16 protein-coding genes are annotated in these 19,341 nt (G+C 32.1%); 13 read left to right on the top strand and 3 right to left on the bottom strand.

The annotated features are described in order from the left end of the window. The first annotated feature begins 59 nt into the window (after window positions 1-59). Window positions 60-392, top strand: coding sequence for a hypothetical protein (locus tag NSQ92_RS24790; RefSeq protein ID WP_016204923.1), 333 nt, complete (start codon window positions 60-62; stop codon window positions 390-392). 768 nt (window positions 393-1,160) lie between these two features. Further along, window positions 1,161-1,445, top strand: a complete 285-nt coding sequence (locus tag NSQ92_RS24785; RefSeq protein WP_341123819.1) for a hypothetical protein — start codon at window positions 1,161-1,163, stop codon at window positions 1,443-1,445. A gap of 273 nt (window positions 1,446-1,718) precedes the next feature. On the opposite strand, the gene NSQ92_RS24780 is transcribed toward NSQ92_RS24785, so the two are convergent. Then, window positions 1,719-3,002 carry a hypothetical protein gene (locus tag NSQ92_RS24780; RefSeq protein WP_341123818.1) on the bottom strand — a complete coding sequence of 428 codons (1,284 nt, stop codon included), beginning with the start codon at window positions 3,000-3,002 and terminating at the stop codon, window positions 1,719-1,721. 900 nt (window positions 3,003-3,902) lie between these two features. On the opposite strand from NSQ92_RS24780, the gene NSQ92_RS24775 reads away from it, so the two are divergent. The 8 genes from NSQ92_RS24775 to NSQ92_RS24740 all read left to right on the top strand — a co-directional run bounded on the left by NSQ92_RS24775 (window position 3,903) and on the right by NSQ92_RS24740 (window position 15,378). Beyond that, the gene (locus tag NSQ92_RS24775) at window positions 3,903-4,286 is read left to right on the top strand and encodes a pilin (RefSeq protein WP_016204246.1); all 384 of its coding nucleotides are present in this window, start codon (window positions 3,903-3,905) and stop codon (window positions 4,284-4,286) included. A 68-nt stretch (window positions 4,287-4,354) separates the two neighbouring features. Continuing rightward, window positions 4,355-4,705, top strand: a complete 351-nt coding sequence (locus NSQ92_RS24770; RefSeq protein WP_016204245.1) for a PrgI family mobile element protein — start codon at window positions 4,355-4,357, stop codon at window positions 4,703-4,705. A 1-nt stretch (window position 4,706) separates the two neighbouring features. Beyond that, window positions 4,707-5,615: a hypothetical protein gene (locus NSQ92_RS24765; protein ID WP_341153309.1), complete on the top strand. Its 909-nt coding sequence runs from the start codon at window positions 4,707-4,709 to the stop codon at window positions 5,613-5,615. Next, window positions 5,563-7,677 carry a VirB4 family type IV secretion system protein gene (locus tag NSQ92_RS24760; RefSeq protein ID WP_047944562.1) on the top strand — a complete coding sequence of 705 codons (2,115 nt, stop codon included), beginning with the start codon at window positions 5,563-5,565 and terminating at the stop codon, window positions 7,675-7,677. Before NSQ92_RS24765 ends, NSQ92_RS24760 begins: the two co-directional genes overlap by 53 nt. Before the next feature lie 20 nt (window positions 7,678-7,697). Next, the gene (locus NSQ92_RS24755; RefSeq protein WP_341123817.1) at window positions 7,698-12,092 is read left to right on the top strand and encodes a hypothetical protein; all 4,395 of its coding nucleotides are present in this window, start codon (window positions 7,698-7,700) and stop codon (window positions 12,090-12,092) included. Window positions 12,093-12,098: 6 nt separating this feature from the next. Further along, on the top strand, window positions 12,099-14,171 hold the full coding sequence (locus NSQ92_RS24750; RefSeq protein WP_341123816.1) for a peptidoglycan DD-metalloendopeptidase family protein: 2,073 nt from the start codon (window positions 12,099-12,101) through the stop codon (window positions 14,169-14,171). 17 nt (window positions 14,172-14,188) lie between these two features. After that, the gene (locus tag NSQ92_RS24745) at window positions 14,189-14,734 is read left to right on the top strand and encodes a hypothetical protein (protein WP_016204239.1); all 546 of its coding nucleotides are present in this window, start codon (window positions 14,189-14,191) and stop codon (window positions 14,732-14,734) included. Beyond that, window positions 14,731-15,378, top strand: a complete 648-nt coding sequence (locus tag NSQ92_RS24740; protein ID WP_047944560.1) for a hypothetical protein — start codon at window positions 14,731-14,733, stop codon at window positions 15,376-15,378. The genes NSQ92_RS24745 and NSQ92_RS24740 overlap by 4 nt, the downstream gene beginning before the upstream one ends. On the opposite strand, the gene NSQ92_RS24735 is transcribed toward NSQ92_RS24740, so the two are convergent. Further along, window positions 15,379-16,125 (bottom strand): hypothetical protein, encoded by a 747-nt coding sequence (locus NSQ92_RS24735; RefSeq protein ID WP_341123814.1) that lies wholly within the window; start codon window positions 16,123-16,125, stop codon window positions 15,379-15,381. Beyond that, window positions 16,118-17,299 carry a hypothetical protein gene (locus NSQ92_RS24730; protein WP_341123813.1) on the bottom strand — a complete coding sequence of 394 codons (1,182 nt, stop codon included), beginning with the start codon at window positions 17,297-17,299 and terminating at the stop codon, window positions 16,118-16,120. Before NSQ92_RS24730 ends, NSQ92_RS24735 begins: the two co-directional genes overlap by 8 nt. A 323-nt stretch (window positions 17,300-17,622) precedes the next feature. On the opposite strand from NSQ92_RS24730, the gene NSQ92_RS24725 reads away from it, so the two are divergent. From NSQ92_RS24725 to NSQ92_RS24715, 3 genes are all read left to right on the top strand, one after another. Further along, complete coding sequence (locus tag NSQ92_RS24725; RefSeq protein WP_341153308.1) at window positions 17,623-18,483, top strand: ATP-dependent DNA ligase; 861 nt, start codon at window positions 17,623-17,625, stop codon at window positions 18,481-18,483. Window positions 18,484-18,617: 134 nt separating this feature from the next. Further along, the gene (locus NSQ92_RS24720) at window positions 18,618-18,770 is read left to right on the top strand and encodes a hypothetical protein (RefSeq protein ID WP_162837595.1); all 153 of its coding nucleotides are present in this window, start codon (window positions 18,618-18,620) and stop codon (window positions 18,768-18,770) included. A 339-nt stretch (window positions 18,771-19,109) separates the two neighbouring features. Further along, window positions 19,110-19,331 (top strand): hypothetical protein, encoded by a 222-nt coding sequence (locus NSQ92_RS24715; protein ID WP_047944556.1) that lies wholly within the window; start codon window positions 19,110-19,112, stop codon window positions 19,329-19,331. The last annotated feature ends 10 nt before the right edge of the window (window positions 19,332-19,341 follow it).

Here is a 19,341-nt window from a genome sequence, read left to right as displayed (position 1 = left end):
GAATTTAGTATAAGTATAAAGAAGTTATAATCTAAAAAATTTAAAAGGTGGACCTTAATATGCCAGTATATAGCATTTTTAATAATACTAAAGTGAAAGTAACTCCAACGGAAGCAGCAATAGATGTTGCAGCCGCTTATATAGGAAATAAAACGCTAACCATCTTACCTAGTTTTAACGGACAAGACTATAAAGGTGATACAATCACTCTCTTTATAGTAGGTGGAAGTTATAAAGGACATGAATATTTACCTGAATCGGGTATTACCAAAATACAAATAAGATATAAATATAATTTAAACGTATTCTTATGTAAATTAAGAGAATACTTCAAGGTCAATATTCTTCATGAAGACATAGTTGATTCACTTTCAGATATCAAAATTAGTTAAATGTAACAATTAAAATGGCATTCAAAAATCTCTCGGCTTGATAGGTACATTATTCAACCGAGAGATTTTTAATATTTAGAAAATGTATTTTACTTTCTACACTTAATAAATAAAGAACATTATTTATTAAGTGTAGAACTATCATAACAACCAAAGATAATTTCTTAGATAAAAACTTATTAATAAGAAATTGAAATTCCTTTTTATTCCTTGTGTTTTCTATTGTTGAACAAGGTTCTTTAATTAATAATCTTTTTCTTTCTTCAAGTAACAATCCTACATCTTTGTCTTCCTCTTTTTTTAGTAAAGCTGCATATTAATGTTAATTCAAAACAAATAGATGAACTATTATATGTTATTCGATTGGAAAATATTCTAAGAAGGTATCGATGAGGTTTTTGAGGTCGGTGGAAGTATTGGTTGCATCATATTGGTTTTTTAGATGGAGTAACAAATCATAGTCGTTCAATTATATCCCTCCTTTCATATTAATCTTTCTATTTCATAAGTATATAATCCTACTAGTTCACAATTTATTCAAAAAAAGTTTAATTTTTGGTACACTCTCTTCACTTTTTCCCTATAACTCTTTAGATGTTTAATATTAACCGTTTGTCCTAATAGAAGTTAAGATTGCAAGTATCTAATTATAGGGCTGAAATTACTCGAACATTTTCCGGTTATATATAAAGGACAGTTAACTATAATAAAGTCACGAACGAAGTAATCTATTTACTTAGAAAGTTCAAAGTGAAAGGAGATAATAAAATGAAGAAAAAAGAAGTAATTAACCAATTAGAAAATTTCTTAAATGAGATAAACAGAAGAAAGGAAGATCAACTTTTAAAAAAGTTATATGATAAGCAAATTCTTGATGAATTATCTTCAGATGTTCTTTATATTAAGGTCAGCTTAGAAGGAAGTTCAAATAACGAAATTCTTCTCAGCGAAATGGAAGAATTACAAATTCATTTTGACCATATGAAAGAACTTGTTGAATCAGATCTCTTTAGTCCACTCTATCATTTAATGATAGGTTTAGAGTTCTTTTAGAATAAAAGATCCGTTTAACTGGACTGTGTTAGAAAGATTCCCACTCTTTGGGGAATAAGTCAATACCCTAGGGGAAAATAAACCATATATCATCATAAGGATAAAGAAGGGGTAATCGTCAGGAAAATAGGTTTAGCTTTGCAAAACCGCATTTTCCTGACGCTACCCCATGCTATGAGAAGAAAATTTTAATACTCGCATTTTTTTACTTTATTTGATGTAAAAACTTTGCTTCAATACACCTTCTAGTGAGCACAGTTTATGGTTTTATTATTACATATCAAAACTCCATGATCCTTGTACGACACCAAAAAGCAATAAAAATTCGAGTGAACTAGTAACTTGATGGGAATAAATTTTCTTGCTACCAGTTGGGTAATTCATATAAAATTCATGACTTGGTGCTCTATCATGTTTTCCATAAGCAATAAATGATTTATTAGAAAGTTGAGCAACATAATTATAATCAATTTTAGGAGCAGAAATTTTTGGAACACCCACTGCATGATTCACAGCCCACATTAAGTCATTAGTTTTAACTCTATGTTTAAGTAATTTAATTCCACTATCCGATGCAGTTCCAAGAGATTTTGGTGATGAACAGCTTGAAGCAGTACAATAATGTGATTTTGAAACACTTTTCCATAAGGTTACTGCTGCTGGTTGACTTAACATTGCATATACTCTAGCTTCTGTTCTGTATTTATCAGAATAAGCAGTAGGATTTGATCTATTATCTCCTTTTAAGTAAGGATAGTCATCATTAGTTAAAACATTTGGATTTTTAACTGACTTGAATGGTATATAAGTCCTGTAATCAAATGAAAACTCATTTGATTTAGGAATTGCTTTTGTACCAATAGTGCCGCTACCCTTTGCCTTTTCAAAGATAGGATCCATAATTGGATCTTCAGTCAATGACTCTTCCTCTACGGATGGTATTGCTACTAGGGTAGATATTGAGCCATCATATTCAAACATTTCATCAGTTAATACTATTTTTTCTTTTATTGCTTCATTTTTTATTAAATCTGCAGTTTCTTCAGAAACAACATTATTAATTTTTAGCATGTAATTGTATTCTTTGCCACTCTCTACATTAGTATCAACATAATTTAGATCTGTTGTCTCAGCGATTTTTACATTATTTTTGAATATTTCATAAACATTATCTTCATCTGGAAGTTTAGGCCATTGTATAGTTACTGAATTAGAGGTGACGATAGTTTCTAATCTTGTATTTTGAACTATGCTATCAATATATTCCTCTTTTTCTGCGGTATTCATAGATGTTGGTTCAAAAATATTATGTTTATTATCAGCCGCTTTAACAGAGAGTACCTCGTTTAGTTTACCATTTGAATAGACTCCTATTTTATATTTTTGTGATTGATCAATATAGTCTGTATATTTATTGTTTGTACCACTATATTCTAACTGGTCGTCTTTGTATATTTTATAGTATTCGTTCTTTTTAGGGCTTAACTCTAAGATCACCTTATTATCATTTGTTTTAACAGTTACATCATTGTCAGCGCTAACAATTAAGGGAGACATAGCAAATCCTAAGGCTATAATTGAAGTAAAAATAATCTTTTTTTTTTACATTTTTTCCTCCTTTTATTTTTTAAATTTTCATTACAAAGCTATATATGTATAGTAGTAATGCTATAATTAATTGTAACAATATACATCTATACTATATATAGGTATAACTTACTAATATTGGAATTAGGAGGAGGTACTATGTTTATCATGAAATTAATAAACAACTTTTTTATCAGACTATTAATTTGTTCTGTTTCTTCAGCTTTTTTTCTTGCTCTTTTTTTGTTTTACTTTATTAACACGGTTCCATTTTCTATTTTCGACTCTTTTGATTTAGCTTCATTCTTGTTATTTTTTACAATTTTTAGTTTAATCTATCTAGTAATAGGAGCGCCCATTCAATTTTTCTTTAGAAAGTCCCTAAATAATTCCTATATTAAAAATTTTGTATTATTTTGTATATTAGGTTTTATAGTTAATTTGATTTTCTATCCGCTTGCTACCGATCTAAATCCCCAATTTTACTTAGACCAAAATTTTTATTATATGATCATCTCTAGTAGTGTAATATTTTGGTTGAATGATTTAATTTTCCTAAGAATTAATCACGAGAAATTAAAATTCTAAAATCATATTAATAAATATATCAAGAGCAGCATTATCTAGTATTTCTTTTAATAGTTTTACTTTCTGATGTTTTAAATTAAAGTTGGGTTTCGTATCAGTATATTTTTTGGCTAAAATACCTTGACCATATTTCTTGTTTTTATTATGATAAGGTTACAAGTGAAAAAACAACGGGAAGTCCCCGAGAATTCTATGGCATTGTACATAAGTACAATCTTCCATAGTCTTTTCGGGGACTTTTTTTATTGGTTTTTCCTTGATTTAAAAGGAGGGATTTTAAGAATGAAGACAGGGGCAATCAAAAGAGTAAAAGGGTTAAATGATATTCCTTTTTACCTAGGGGCACTGATACTAACCTATCTTTACTTATTTGTTCCAGAGTCTGCATTAGCAGCATGGAAAAAAGCTGGAATCACCAGTCAAGGGAATGTAAAAGACAGTAAGATATATACCCAGTTAAATAACGTTGTATATCTTATCACAGGAATCGGTGCAATATGGGCACTAGCTTGTATTATCTTTGCTGGAATGAAGTTATCTGGCTCACAAGGGAATCCACAAAATAGAACACAAGGTTTTATTGGTCTTGCAATGGCGGGTATCGGAGTCTTTGTTATTGTACAAGCAAAAGTAATAGCTGGTTATTTTGCAGGATTTGGAGCTTAAATATTGGTTTGAAACCCCTCTATCGTACTTTACATTGAGGGGTTCATTTCTAGGAGGGAAATTATTAAATGAGTCGAAGAGCTGAGGTTCCAATAGATATGGCATCTGAACAAAAAACTATTTTGGGATTCATCTCAATTAGACAATTGATTTATCTAGGAGCAGCAGGGTCAATAGTTTATGCATATATCCCAATGGTATACAAAATATTCTCAAGTGCCGGTGTTATTGTGGCATTGATAGCATGTGTATTTAGTGTTATTCCAACAGCAATTTTCGTAATTGTTTTTGGCTTTTTTAAAAAGAAAAATCTTCATTTAAACTTCGATCAGTACTTTTTAATAAAAATGAACATGAAAAAACAAAATGGCATATGGAGAAAAGGAACGTATCCAAAGAAATGGATGGTGAATAGTTAAAGTGGGAACTCTTTTGATTATGCTGCTCTTTGCAGTTGGTGCATATGTTTTCATGAAAATCATGCTGAAGGAACCGATTATCCCAGGTAGAGGAAAAAAAGCAACACCAATAAAGTTAAATAAGAAAAATAATGAAAATGGGAAGAATAATCCTCTTCAAGCCGAAGAAGATCCAAAAATATTCGAAGAGTTATTCTCAGATGTAAAAGATATATCTAATCACCTTATTCATTATACTGACTATTCTTTTTCTATAATCGCTGAAGTAGACCCTGTTAACTATTTTCTTAAAAGCCAATTTGAACAAGAGGCAATTGATGTGACTTTTGAGAGTTGGACAGCAACACTTAACTATCCTGTAAGTGTTTATCTCCAAAATAGATTCGTTGATGTTTCGGAGCCTATTGAAGCAATGAATAAAGTAATGGAAGAATCCAAGGATTTAAATGAAGCTGCCCTTTCATTTGGAAAAGCGATGATTGCAGATATTGTTGAATGGCAAAAATCCGCACCAAGATTTGAAACTAAAATTTATATGATTTTCACTCATAAAATAAATGTTAACTCTATTAGCGCGGATTCTGAAGAAGAGTTAGAAGAAAAAATTGTAGATAAAGCTTTTGCTGAATTAATGAGAAGGGTTAATTCTGCAAGAAATCAATTGCGAAAAGCCGATATACATGTCTCTCTTTTACCAACAGAAGGTATTTATGAATTACTTTACTATACATTTAATCGTCGTAAAGCTGTAAAAAACCGATTTAAGGATTTGGTTAATCAAGAAAAGGATGCATTATATGTAACTGCAGATCAAACAGACTCTCATATTGACTTAGTAAAGGAGACGATTCAGGAATATGAAGATAATGAAAACGAAAGAGAGAGAGCAAGAGAAAAAGAAGCTAGCTAAAAAAAATACTAGTAAGAAAGCAAAAGGGAATAAAAATAAAAAAAGCAATGAAGTAAAAGATATAGATTATCAAATTGATACAAAACCAACAATGTGGGAAATTATTTCTCCGGAAGGCTTAAAAATTGAGTCGGAAGATTATGGAGTTATAAAGACATCATTAGGTACAAAAACATATTTTAGACCAATGTACATACCTCGAGATGGATATCCACGGAAAATGCAAACCAATTGGCTCAATTCCTTACTATCAAGTGGAGAGGTAGATGTATTTCTTGATATTCATAAAGTTGGTAAATCAGATGCAATCCGTACTCTTCAGCGACAAATTACAATGTTGGAATCTAACCTCTCCTTTCAAACGAAAAGAGGGAATATTGACCAAATTAATGATTTAACAGCAAAGATAAGAGATACAGACTTATTGATGTCTGAAATACAGTTTGGTGAAAATGATATGTTTAATGTTGGAACTTTGGCCATGTTATATGCAGAAAATGAGAAGCAATTAAACTATTTTAGTGAGTCTTTAGAGGATGAATTAAGTAGTTCATTCTTTGGATTAACTAGTACATGGGGCAGGATCCAAAAGGGGTTCAAAAGTATCTTGCCCTTTGGAAAAAACCAAATACATGATTCTCTTAGAAATATAGATAGACGTGCTTTATCTACTTTCTCGCCTTTTATTTCTGGAAGTGGAAAGTACATGGGTGGAGTTCCTATTGGGATAAATAAAATTACTGATCAACTTGAATTTATAAATAGTTTCGGAAATGAAGATTTTCGACCTGATAATTATAATATGTTTATTTCTGGATTTTCTGGTAGCGGAAAGTCCGTTACTCTTAAACTCTTAATTGCAAGAGAACTTACCGGAGCAGATGTATATGCTAGATTAATAGATCCTGAAGGTGAATTTGTTAAAATTACAAAACGTTTAGGTGGAATTAATTTAAATATTAACGAAGAAGAAGATATCTGTATCAACCCTCTTGCATTAAACTATTCTGATATTCCCTTTGAAGATGGAGATGAAGAACTTAGTTTAATAGAAGAAAGCGACGAAAAGGAAATTATAGAAAAGGATGGGAAAATCTATATTCGATTTGTACCTATTCGAGAAAAAATCAATGAGGCAATCGATTTCTTTGACATTATATGTAGAGGTAAAAACCAAGAAGCTGAAGGGTTAGATGTCTTTGAAAGAAACTATTTAGAAGAAGCACTTCAGCATGTTATTCATAACAAATTAAACATAAATTCACACCCTGAATCCTTATTTGAAAACAATGTAAGAACTATCGATAATCATCTTGTTCAATCACGGGTTAGAAAACCAGAACCAACAATAAGTGATGTTAATGAATACTTAATAACAAAATACGGCGAAGAACCAAGGGCGTTTCGCTTAATAGCTGCCATCAAACCATTCTTAAGAACTGGTAGTAAACCTATTTTTGATGGACAAACTTTTTTAGGAAAGGGAGTCACTCAATCATTAGAAAATGCTAGACTCGTAAATTTCAATATTAGTCAAATGGAAGAAGGCTTTTTAAGACCTATTGCTTATCATGTACTCCTTAACTATACATGGGAACACTTTGTTAAGAGTTTGGATAACGCAAAGAAAAAGAAATTTGTTTATGCCGATGAAGCTTGGACTTTAATAGATTCAGAGCAAACTGTTAACTTTCTTGAGAAAATGGCAAGACGTTCTCGTAAGCGGAACGCTGGTTTAAGACTTGCAAGTCAAGATTTTGTTCGTTTTGTTGAAAATAAGAAAGCTAGGGGGATCCTACAAAACACTTACTCTTTTATGTTTTTAAAACAAAGCAAATTGGATTTAAAAGCTATAAGAGAAAATTTTGATTTATCTGAAGGAGAAATTAACATTCTATTCGGTAATCCGGATAAAGGAGAAGGAATTCTCCGAGTCGGAAAATCATCTGTATGGTTACGAACGAATCCTAGTAAAGAAGAATTATTCTTTATTGAATCCAATGAAGCGGTTTATGAAGAAACAATGCAAAGACAAAAACAAAAAGCTAGTAGTTTTTATTAGGAAGGAGGCGTTATCTTGCTTTGAATAAAATCCAGGAACTTATATCCTCACTTTTTTCTGCTATGGGTGATTGGATAGCATCGCCTTTTAAAAGTCTCCCAACATTAAAGAATTTGATTTTTGGAGGGGATGAAAATTTAGCTTTCTTAACTTTTACAGAAAATGAAATTACTAAGGTTTACACTCCAGGAATGAATATTTTCACAGCCTTAGCAGTTACCGCTTTATTAATTAGTATTATTATGGCAGCAATGAAAATTTCATCGACCAGTATCAATCCATCTAATAGAACCTATGTAATTGAGTATTTTAAAGAATTATTATTAGTTTCAGTACTATTCGCAAACTTGTACTCAATTTATGCCATTTTGTTTCTTACTAACCAGGCAATTGTCGGATTATTTGGATCTGATGTAGACTTATTAAATTTAAAAAATGCTATAGAAATGTCTAAATATCCAGGTGGAGTGTTAGGTGTTTTAGCAATTACGATTGTAAAAGTCGGTCTTTGTATATGGGCGTATTTCTATTATTCAATGCGGAAATTTACACTTATGTTGTTGTTAATTACCGGTCCTTTGATGCTGGTATTTTTCTTAATTCCTCAAACAAAGTCCATTACAGTGGCATGGTTTAAAGAATTAGTAGGCACTATATTTGTTCAATCTATTCATGCAGCCGTTTATTTCATAATGGCTGTTATGGTTGGTGCAGCAAATCCGATTGAAGCAGTTATTCTAATGATTATCTTTATTCCAGTAACTGAATCTTTAAGAGCTTTAATAGGTCTTGGAGGAAAAATGAATGATGGCTTCTCAAAAGCAGCTGCTATGATGGGTGGGTCCGCTTTAGTTGGAATGTATGGAGCAGCTAAAGGGGCATTAGAAGGTACATCAGTTACAGATGCTATTAAAAGGGGATACCTTAATGCTAAAAACAAAGGTAAAGGTAACGGAAAAGACTCTGACAATGTATCATCAGAAGATAATGATCCAGTAGGAGACATCAAAAAAACTCTTGCAGGAAATACAGGAACAGATACTGGGACTACTGCTAATGCTGAAAAAATGTTAAAACCAGGAAACATTTTGTCTAGAAGCGGTAAAGCTGTATTTGGGGCTACTGGTGCCCTTGCTGGTTCTGCTCTTGGACCAATGGGTGTGCTAACTGGTTCAACAATTGGTTTTCATGCCGGCGGTGTTGCTGGTGGACTTGCAGGAAGAGTTGGTGGAGCAAGTGCTCAATTATTAGCAAACAGAGGTTCAGCTCTTTTGAAAAGTGGACTTAAAGGTTTTAAAGATATTAATAATGCTGATAAAGCAGCGGATGAACAACTAGCTAATACTATTGCTGATGAAAAAGCTACAGCATGGGCAAATGAAAATGAAGAAGGGTTCAGAAAAGACTTTAAAGAACGTTTCCCGGATGCCCATGAAGAAGCTGTGAATAAAGCTTGGGATAATGAAAAAGCTTCAAAAAAAGCAGGATTTTTAAATGAAGCAAGAGGAATGGTTGCGGGTATGAAAAGCAAAGAAGGGAAAAATGCTAATGCTTCTTCTTTAGTTAAAAACGCAACTAGTAATCTAACAAATAAATGGGCGGAGAAAAATAAAGAACCATTTATGAAGGAATATGATCAGAAAAATCCTCTTCCCGAAAATGCAAGTAAAGAGGAGATATCACGCCATCAAAATGCTCGTGAAAATGCATGGCAATCTCAATTAAAGGAAAAAGAAAGCTCGATACAAAATTTAGCGAGTGATGTTGCTAATGATATCGGAAATGGTGCTTCCCTAAATCATAGTTATATAAATAAAGAGGACTTTGAAAAAAGAATGGCCGAAAGAATGGCTGGTGGTATATCCCAAAAGGCTATTACTAAAACAAGTACAAACCTTGCCAAAGATTGGGCTAAAGATAACAAAGATAACTTTATGAAAAATTATGATGAGAAAAATCCTTTACCTTTAAATGCGACTGCAGAACAAAAATCTGCTCACTCAAATGCTAAAGCAGAAGCATGGAAAAATGAAATTGATAATAAACAGAAAAGTATAGCTAATGTTCTTGGCAATGGTAATTTGAAATTAAGAAATGGGCAAGAAAAAAATCAGCTATTTACTAATCAATTGGCAAAAGATATCGGTTCTATTATAGGTGTAAACGAAAACTCAGAAAAAATGGATCAAATAAGTGATCAACTTCATAATGTGTATTCACCTAATCCGATTTCAACCGCTACTCAATCATTAACATCCAGTTGGGCTAAAGATAATAAAGCTAGCTTTATGAAAAATTATGATAAATCTAATCCACTTCCAGATAATGCGACATCTGAAGTAAAAGCCAACCATGCTCAACAAAAACAGAATGCTTGGGATAACCAGGTACAACAAAAGCAACAAAAACTTGGAAATATTTTAACTAGCCAAAGTAACGCAATAATGAGTGGTAAATATGTTCCACTAGAAAATGTTACAAAGTCAATTGCACAAGAACTAGGAATTAGTACTTCTGATAGTAGTAAAATGAATGCTATTTCATCACAAGTACAAACTGGATTGTCGTCAGTACAAGGTGCTAGTTCAAAAGTAAGCAATACTACTGAAGTATTAGCATCTAGTTGGGCAAAGAACAACAAACAAAATTTCATGAAAAATTATGATAAGTCTAATCCACTTCCTGCCAATGCAACTTCTGAAATGATAACGAGTCATAATCAACAAAAAGAAAAAGCATGGAATTCTGAGGTTCAACAAAAACAACAAAGTATTAGTAATATTATCCGAGATAATAGCAATGCTGTTCTTCATGGAACTCCTTCTCAAATTAGTAAAGTAACTTCAGCTATCGCAAATGAAATGGGAATTAGTTCTAACAATGCAGCTGGTATGAATGCTATTACTCAACAACTTCAAACAGGTATTTCATCACCATCGTTAGTTGATAAAGGGTTAAAATCAATTAGTTCTATTAATAATGTAAAAGATTCAATTGCATCTGTTAAAGGGACTTCCATGTACTCTGGTAAGGAAGTGAATGTTCCTTATGTTAATAATCAAATAGCAAGTATGAAAATAAATGAAGCTAGAGAGACCTTTGCGAATAATAGTAATCTACCACGCGCACAAGCGTATCAAAACTTTGATTCAAGTGGCAAAGCCCAAGAGATTACTTCGTCTGTTCAAAAATCGATGCCTTCTAACATTCCATTAGGACAAAGAATTATTCAGAATTCAGCTGGACGTATTACAGCTGGACTAGGAAATGGATTAGTACAAGGTGTTGTTGGTGCCTCTGGTCTTAAAGAGGTAAGTCAATTTGTTGGAGATACCAAAATTGGCCATGCAACAAAAACACTTGGTATGACTGCTGCTACTTCATTTATTAAAAATAAACCAAACCTAAATAGTCTAGCACAAAATCCTACGCAGTTAGTTTCTGCGGCAAAAGAAAGTATTGTAGATGGCGGAAAAGCCTTTGCAAATGATTATAAGTCTTATACTCCAAGTAATTTAGTAGAGAAGCAAGCGAAATTCCGAAACGCTGTTGCTTACGCAGGTGGTATGGTTGCAGGAGTTGGGGGTTATCAAGTGATGGCTAAATATGCCGCTCCAAGTATGAGCAACTCAAAGGCTTTTGGTCTAAAAGGTTTTAATCCATATAATAATGCAGTTAATAAACAAATAAAAGAAATTTCTGATGTTGCACATATGGCTCAAACAGTTACTTTAGATAATGGCCAAACTGAAATTGCACAAGGGGCTATTCAAATGGTAACTGATAATAAAAATACAGTTGTCCAAGTTAGGGATAAAACTGGTCAAACTCATGTAGTTTCGCGTATGGCTTCAGGTCACTCTGGATTGAAAAATAATCAAGTGGTTTATCAAGATTTAACTGTTAGGGACGGTCAATTATTATCCGCAAGTTCTTCCTACTCTTTAGACAGTGGAGGTGGTAAAGTACCAGCACCTAAAATTAATGTAAATCCAAACCAGTTATTTACCAATAGAAACACTAGTAAGACTCCAAGAGTAGTACAAGAGGTTCAAAGCTACAATCAATTAGTCGATAGTGGACAGTATTACATGAAAGATGCTCTAAACGAAATGGAAAACATCAAAATGGTCATTGATCATAATAGAAGTTATATGATTGGTACTAGAAATGGAACGACTTATCGTATTTCTCCTTACGGTCCAGGGGATGCAAGAGTTCAAAATGATAAAACAATAACTGCTAATTGTGAAGTACGAAATAAAAAATTAATTCCTTCTTTTAGTGATAGTGACTTTACAACTTCACTTAAACCCGAAGATTTAATGGCATATGCTGTACCGAATAAACGTAATTTTGCAAGAAAGCAATTAGAAATGCATAGAAATAAGGCATTTACTAGTTCTTTAAGGTGATAAGTGATGAGTGATAACAAAAATACTCAAGAAACCTTAAATGAAAAATTAGTAAATGGAATGAAGGGATTAGGTAGATTACTATCTAAACCCTTTAGTAAAAAATTTAAACAAAAAGCTGCTGCGGTTGCCAAAAAAGCCATAAAAGTTGCAGCCAAAGTAATTTTAAAAGTACTAAAACAGATTTTTGCTTGGTTAATTGGTACAGTAGGTATTCCTGGTATCTTAATAACTTTAGGAATAATAATTGTAACTGTTATCATCTCTGTTGCATTATCCTTTTTTTGGACTTCAGATGATAATTTAAGTGGTGATGATGCAAAAATTCAAGCGTATATTAAGGAACAATCCGAATCTACTGTGAATATGGATAGTGATTTAGAAAGACCTTATCGTGTACCAGAAGGGTTAATATCCTCAACTATAATGTTAGATTTTTTTGAGCAAAAAGATTACAGTCTTTCCCAAACGAAAAAAATTATTAGAAACATGGCTACTAAACTCGCTCCTGAATTTGAGTATGGTCAATATGATGAATGGAAAGAAAAGCAAGTGACTGTTTGTGAGGAAGGTAAAGAATGTAATGTTGGGAAAGTTCAACATACAAAAAACATGGTAACCAAATTAAATTCTGTAGAATATTGGAATGGTTCAACTATATTCTCCTATAAACCCAAAGTCACAGCGTGGAAATCAAATACAGTCATTATCCACAAAACCATAAAAGAAAATAAAAAAGTTGACTATTGGAAAGCGTTAGAAGTCCCTATGTATCTTGTAGATAGGTCAGATCCTTACTTTCCATTTTATAATTCAAACAGCAAAACGTGGAAATCACTACTAGCAGAAGAAACCAGACAGAAAAAAAATAAGATTAACACTTCAGGTTATGTTAAAGTGTACCTTTTAAAAACTAAGACAGTTAAAGTTGAAAGAATTGTAGAAGTAAAAACTACAACTAAAACTAGACAGCAATATTTTGAATCTAGTAAACAAGTAAAACAAGATTATGCGAATTTTGATGCAATATTAAACTCAATGGGACTGGGCTTGGATGATAAGATGCTTATAGAAGCAAATTATAGCTTCCTTGAAGGAGATATAAATTATATAGATTGGTTGAAAGGGAATGGTGGCGTATACGGGTTTGATGATATCAGTTATGATGGTGACATAATTCCTGGAGCTGGGGTACCTCCGCAATACATGCCTATATACCTTGCTGCAGAAAAAAAGTATGGGGTACATTGGTATACACTAGCCGCTATTCATAGTAAGGAGACAGCCTTCAGTACAATAAAACCAATGCTTTCTTATGCAGGAGCTGTTGGTCACATGCAATTTCTTCCTGCAACTTGGGCAGGATGGAAATACAATATTGGAGGGGGAAGAGTTTCAAATACTACAAATTATACAGATTTGAATGTTATTAAAGCAGGTGGAGGATACGGAGTAGATGGTAATAATGATGGAAAGGCAGATCCTTTTACTTTAGAAGATGCTATTTTCACTGCAGCAAATTATCTTTCAAAGAACGGCTACTCTACAGATAAGAGAAAATCAATTTATCAATATAACCATGCAGATTGGTATGTTAACGATGTACTAGCTAGGGCAGAAAAATTCAAAACAAGCGCTAGTTATAGCGGTGGATCTGATTCTCCAGAACTAAATCCAGGAAGTTTTATTAGACCTACCACAGGAAAAGTTACTTCTGGATTTGGTGCAAGATGGGGTGCTACTCACTATGGTATAGATATTGGATTAGGTGGTAGATCAAACGTGAAAATATATGCTGCTGCAGATGGTGTCGTTCATAGATCCTATCTAAGTAGTTCATATGGGAATGTTGTTTACATTCAACATACAATAGGTGGTAAGAAATATGAAACTGTATATGCACATATGCAAAATAGAGCAGTTTCTGCCGGTACAAAAGTAAAACAAGGGCAGTTTTTAGGATATATGGGTAGTACTGGGAACGTCACCGGACCTCATTTGCATTTTGAAATCCATTCACCAGCATGGACTGCAAATAAAGCAAATGCTAAAAATCCCGCTTTATACATCAAATTTTAAGTTATAGGGGTGAGTATATGAAAGCTACTAGTAAACTACGTTTTTCTTTTCTAATTTTGTCGTTAGTAATAATTTTAAGTGGATGCTCTTCAAGTTCTAAAGCTAATATAAAAGTGACAGAAGATAATATAGACTACCTCATTGAATACGATGAATCGTTACAAACATTTATAACAGAAATGACTAGTATTTTAACAAATTTTAATAATTCTTTAGATGGTCTATACACCCATGAGGTAAGTAATAGTCAATTTGCAACAATAATGAAAGAAACAATAAAAAAATCAAATGAACTTGTTTCCAACGTGGAGGCACTAGATGTTAATCCAGAACTTTTTGAGGCACACCAAAATCTTATTGTTTTAGTCAATCGTTCGCATCAATTATTACTTACAGCAATTGAAAGTGCCAATAATAGTAGTACAGATGAATCTAATACCATGGATAAGGACACATTAAGACAAGAATATATAGAAATTAAAAAGGAACAAGCAAATACTGCTAACCAATGGAAAATACTAAGAGAAGAGCTGGCAAGTGCAGCTATGGAAGAAGAAAAATGATGAAAAAACATTATATTTGGATTATCAGTATCTCAATAATCACAATCTGTATTGCGATATATATCAATGTTTCTTCCAGTCAAAAACTTACTCCAGTTGATTTAAAAGATATGCAAAACAATGTGGCTAAGGAAGTATCATTTAATAAAGAATATCAAGAAAAGACAATGGAGTGGGCAGAAAAAAATGCAAAAGGTGACATGGAGTTAGACTTAGGTTTTTATGAACCAAATGAACATAGTGACGTTTCTCCTCAGAGAAACGTCATCAACTACTTTATGACTGGGTTATTACAAGATAATATTGATTATTTTACTTCTGCATTTGATATTGAAGTTCTTTCACAGGATTTATTCCAATCAAAAGAAGAGGACAAAGAATTAGTGGTAAAGGAAATAATAAACAGAATTTCAAGAAACGGCAGTATTGAGGGATTAAAAATCAAAGAAGCGAAAGAAGGGATTGGTCCTAATTCTAATAGAGTATTATTAGAATTAAAATACTCAGACGGTCTTTCTAAAAGGATAGAAATTCGTATTTCTCCCTCGGAGTACGCTCACTCAGAGGAGCATCACCATTCCACATATTCTATTGTAACTTCCGCTTGGGAAATAGTTAAACAAATAGAAGGTACGGTAAAGTAATTATTCCGTACCTTTTGACATTGTTAGATAGGCTTTATCAATTTCTTCTTTTGCTTTTAACCATGTATCGAAAGTTTTTATATACTTATATGAAGAAGGTAAATTATTTTCCCTTGCAAATTCATCCCACTTTGTTTTAGTAGAATTGAGAAATTTGTATAAATACTCTGGTTTTAATGTAAGTTTTATTAGTTCTTCTTTTGATAAATTAAAAACTTTTTTCTTTCCTACTATATCCAATATTTCATCGTACGTATAATGATTTCTAATTGTTTTATAAGTTGGTAATTTATTCTCAGAAGCATATATATCCCATTGAGAACGTGAAATAAAAAATTCATTATGTTCTTCAAGAATTTCTTTTATTTTTTGCTTTGTATACTTCGGAGTTCTTTCATTCTCTACTCCAATGGCATTTTTAAACGATGACCAATCTTTAAATACTGTTAAAATCTGACCAGGAGAGGGAAGATCTAGTGTTTGATTAGCAGAGTAATCTTTCCACATTCTTATTGTTTTAGCGTGCTCTTTATGTTCCTTTCCGATTTGAATAAGGCTATTTCGATTATATTTTCCCTTTATCTCTGTTCCTAAAGCGCTTCTAATTTCGTTCCAATCATTAAAGAACTTTCTTAATGAGTAATAGGATGGTAGGTTGTGCTTTGAAGCATATTCTTCCCACTTGCCTACCGTTGTTAAATGTTCTTTATGAGGAATTAACAATTCTATTAAAGTTTCTTTATTCATTATTCACTCCTAGTATTTTGGGAGAATCATTTATCATTTTAACTATATCTTCATTTGTTGCATTTAATTCTTTAAGGTCATTAGTAACTTCTTGAAATTTTTCGCTTGATATGTCTCTATATAAAAAATTTAAAAGATGTTGTTTTTGAGAAAAATACTTTTCTACCTTATCTTCTAAATAAATTCGATAATCATTTCTTTTGCCGAAAGAGCTAATGTAATGCTTAATGTCTATTAAATCAAGATCCGGCATATAAAAAGACTTGATATCCCAAAAGTCTATATCCACTAAAAATTCATATTTAATTAATTCACTATTTACATTATACTCGGGATTTTTCTTCAAAGAAATGACCATTTTTTCTGGTCTATATTTCATGATATTAGAATCATCTTTTTTTTCTAACACAACATTTTTCAGAGTAAATGGTACTGCTTTTATAGGAGTAGAATAGTTCCTCCTATATTCGATATCCATCTTTCTATTATATTTCAATAAAGGGTCAGGCATTAAGATATAGAGTGATCCATCATAGGTTTCTCCTAGCATGAAAACTGTATCACCAAAAATGGGCAATCTATTTAACTGACTAATTGTATCCTCTATATAATAAGTAGTGCAGTATTTTTTTAATAAATCAGAAGGGGAAAGACGAGACTCTTCATACTTTAATTGCTCTTCCTTATATCTATCAGAATGTTCTCCAAAAGTCTCTTGATGCCAGTTTTCATATGACTCCTCTGCCTTTTCCTTTTTAGTACGAAATCCAAAACAATAAGCAATATAATATCCTAACATCCATACTATTAAAAGGGGAATCATTATAGTAAGTACCACATATGCTAATAAATTTTGTCCTAACTTAGAAGAGCCAATAATCATTAAAAATAAACTTAGAATTAAAGCTACGGCTAAGAAAAACATTATTACTATTGCTGCTCTTGATAAGAATAACATTATTGCGTACAACGTCGTTCCTGGTTCGCCCTCATATATCAAACCCAAATTATCAAAGAAATCAATAATTTTCAGCGATTCTAAAATTGGATAAGTAATATCCCATCTGTAAACTGCCAAAACAAAAATAATAAGTCCTAATAATCCAGCTAAACCTGTCTGTTTCCCCCTTCGGTATTGAACAAAACCGTTAAGGAATGTAAGTATCGTATTCATAACTGCCCTCTCCCTTTTTATGAACAAAACAATGACTACACCGCTTATAACTGAATTATAAATTATAACCAATGTTTAGTCAATGTTCTTCGCCACGATAAAACTGTAATCAAAATTAATACAATCATACATACTTCAAATGCATAAAATAGACGGGATGGTTATATATTAGTCTTAAAGCATGAATCACCACACTTAAGTCCTTCTAATAAACTGAAGGGCTTTTCCTTGGTTATGTCACCACATTATTCCTCTTTTAACAATAACGTTCTATTTATCGACCAATCTGTCTCTGTTATGATATTAGAAGAGGTGAAAAATCTGTGTTAAACACTCCTTTAAAACCAATGTTATTACAACCATCTGAGGTTATATCAACTGATTCAAATTATATACATCAGTTGAAATTTGACGGACATAGAGCTTTATTCCATTACGATCATGGGAAAATCACTATCTACACCAGACATGGAAATGATGTTACATTAAAGTACATTGAATTACTTAATTTAAACTTGCCTGTCCAAAAATGTATATTGGACGGAGAAGTGATTGTTCTTGATAAGAATGGTGAAATACCCAAACCAAATTTCGAATGCCTAATGGCACGATTTCAAGCGTCTCAAAGAGATAAAATTGTTTCTCTAGCGAAAGCTATCCCCGTACACTTCGTTGCATTTGATATTCTTTTCCTTAATGGAGTATCTACAATACATGATCCCCTAGAAAAGAGATTAGATATCTTAAGTTCGATTATTGATAATGACCATCTAATTTCGGCAGCTACCTCATTTAACGATGGACTAACCTTATTTAATAAAGTGAAGGAGCTAGGATTAGAAGGGATAGTAAGTAAAAAACTCTCATCTAAATATATATTAGATAGTCGAACCTTCGCTTTCCAAAAAATCAAAAATTACCAATTCTTAATAGGAAATATTTATGGATATAAAAAAAACTCTTTTGGATGGTTGATAAAAGAAGGGAACCAATCAAGAGGAATTGTGGAATTTGTCCCCAAAAAGGAAAGGGAAGCCTTTTATAAAATTTCAAAACAATTAATTATCGGAGAAGATAAGAACTTTGTTTATTTAGACCCTCTTCTAAAGGGCGAAATTAAATATCAATGTTTAACTTCTAAAGGTTTTATGAGAAGTGCTAGCTTTCAAAAATTTATCATTTAACACCCTTTACACAATGTAAGGGGTTTTTGTTTGTCCTAATGGAAAAATGGTGTGATATAATGGTGATACAACTACATAGGTGCGGGTGGTATGCACTCTTTTCCTGTCTAAGAGGGAAAGGAGGTGACATACAAATGGATTTCGTATTGGACTTACTCAAAGATGTAGCAAAAATCTTTTTTACTACTCTTGCTGCGGGCTATGCAAATCGCTTTGCAAGCAAAAAGAAGAACAAACGAAAACCCGCCCCGCGCCGTAGGAAGCAAAAGGGTGGGTCTTCTAAATAACTATTTAGCATACCACTCGTAAGTAGTTGTCCAAGGAGTTGTAGCTCCTTGGTTTTTTTAGTTTGATTCTTATATATTATAATATACCCTTACTACAAAAATTTCAATCCGTTAGAATCTAAAATCACAGATAGATAATCCTCTAACATTCTCTATTCATCTTCAATTAAATTCCCCGATAATAGGTATTTTTATTTCACCTTCTTCTTCCATTTTCTCATTTCATCATATCAATTATTTAAAATTCGATAGTATAAATCACACATTCCAGTAAGAAAATAACATTGTAATCGAACATAAGTTCTTATATAATTTTTATATTAATTGGAGGAGATAGTAATGACTTATTCTTTTCTTGAAGAAGAAACAATTTATAATGCAATGGAAACTAATTCTTCGGTTTCTTTTTATGTTTTTGACCATCCAGCACTAGGTGAGGCAATCATAATAGGGAAAACTATATTCATCGATTACAACAATAAGCATTTTCGTTTAGTTAAAGATACAACAGAAGAAATTTTATATCTACCTTTTTCAATGATAAGTAAAATAACAAAATAGGTGATTGTTT

The sequence above is a fragment of the Niallia sp. FSL M8-0099 genome (genome assembly GCF_038006945.1).
Lineage (GTDB): Bacteria > Bacillota > Bacilli > Bacillales > Cytobacillaceae > Niallia > Niallia circulans.
Note: the sequence above shows the minus strand (reverse complement) of the source record. Positions and strands in the feature narration are given on the sequence as shown.

What these genes read in the sequence shown, in the direction of transcription:
- NSQ92_RS24790 (WP_016204923.1), top strand. Translation starts at nt 60, where the DNA reads ATGCCAGTATATAGCATTTTTAATAATACTAAAGTGAAAGTAACTCCA.
- NSQ92_RS24785 (WP_341123819.1), top strand. Translation starts at nt 1,161, where the DNA reads ATGAAGAAAAAAGAAGTAATTAACCAATTAGAAAATTTCTTAAATGAG.
- NSQ92_RS24780 (WP_341123818.1), bottom strand. Translation starts at nt 3,002, where the DNA reads ATGTCTCCCTTAATTGTTAGCGCTGACAATGATGTAACTGTTAAAACA.
- NSQ92_RS24775 (WP_016204246.1), top strand. Translation starts at nt 3,903, where the DNA reads ATGAAGACAGGGGCAATCAAAAGAGTAAAAGGGTTAAATGATATTCCT.
- NSQ92_RS24770 (WP_016204245.1), top strand. Translation starts at nt 4,355, where the DNA reads ATGAGTCGAAGAGCTGAGGTTCCAATAGATATGGCATCTGAACAAAAA.
- NSQ92_RS24760 (WP_047944562.1), top strand. Translation starts at nt 5,563, where the DNA reads ATGAAGATAATGAAAACGAAAGAGAGAGAGCAAGAGAAAAAGAAGCTA.
- NSQ92_RS24750 (WP_341123816.1), top strand. Translation starts at nt 12,099, where the DNA reads ATGAGTGATAACAAAAATACTCAAGAAACCTTAAATGAAAAATTAGTA.
- NSQ92_RS24745 (WP_016204239.1), top strand. Translation starts at nt 14,189, where the DNA reads ATGAAAGCTACTAGTAAACTACGTTTTTCTTTTCTAATTTTGTCGTTA.
- NSQ92_RS24740 (WP_047944560.1), top strand. Translation starts at nt 14,731, where the DNA reads ATGATGAAAAAACATTATATTTGGATTATCAGTATCTCAATAATCACA.
- NSQ92_RS24735 (WP_341123814.1), bottom strand. Translation starts at nt 16,125, where the DNA reads ATGAATAAAGAAACTTTAATAGAATTGTTAATTCCTCATAAAGAACAT.
- NSQ92_RS24730 (WP_341123813.1), bottom strand. Translation starts at nt 17,299, where the DNA reads ATGAATACGATACTTACATTCCTTAACGGTTTTGTTCAATACCGAAGG.
- NSQ92_RS24720 (WP_162837595.1), top strand. Translation starts at nt 18,618, where the DNA reads ATGGATTTCGTATTGGACTTACTCAAAGATGTAGCAAAAATCTTTTTT.
- NSQ92_RS24715 (WP_047944556.1), top strand. Translation starts at nt 19,110, where the DNA reads ATGACTTATTCTTTTCTTGAAGAAGAAACAATTTATAATGCAATGGAA.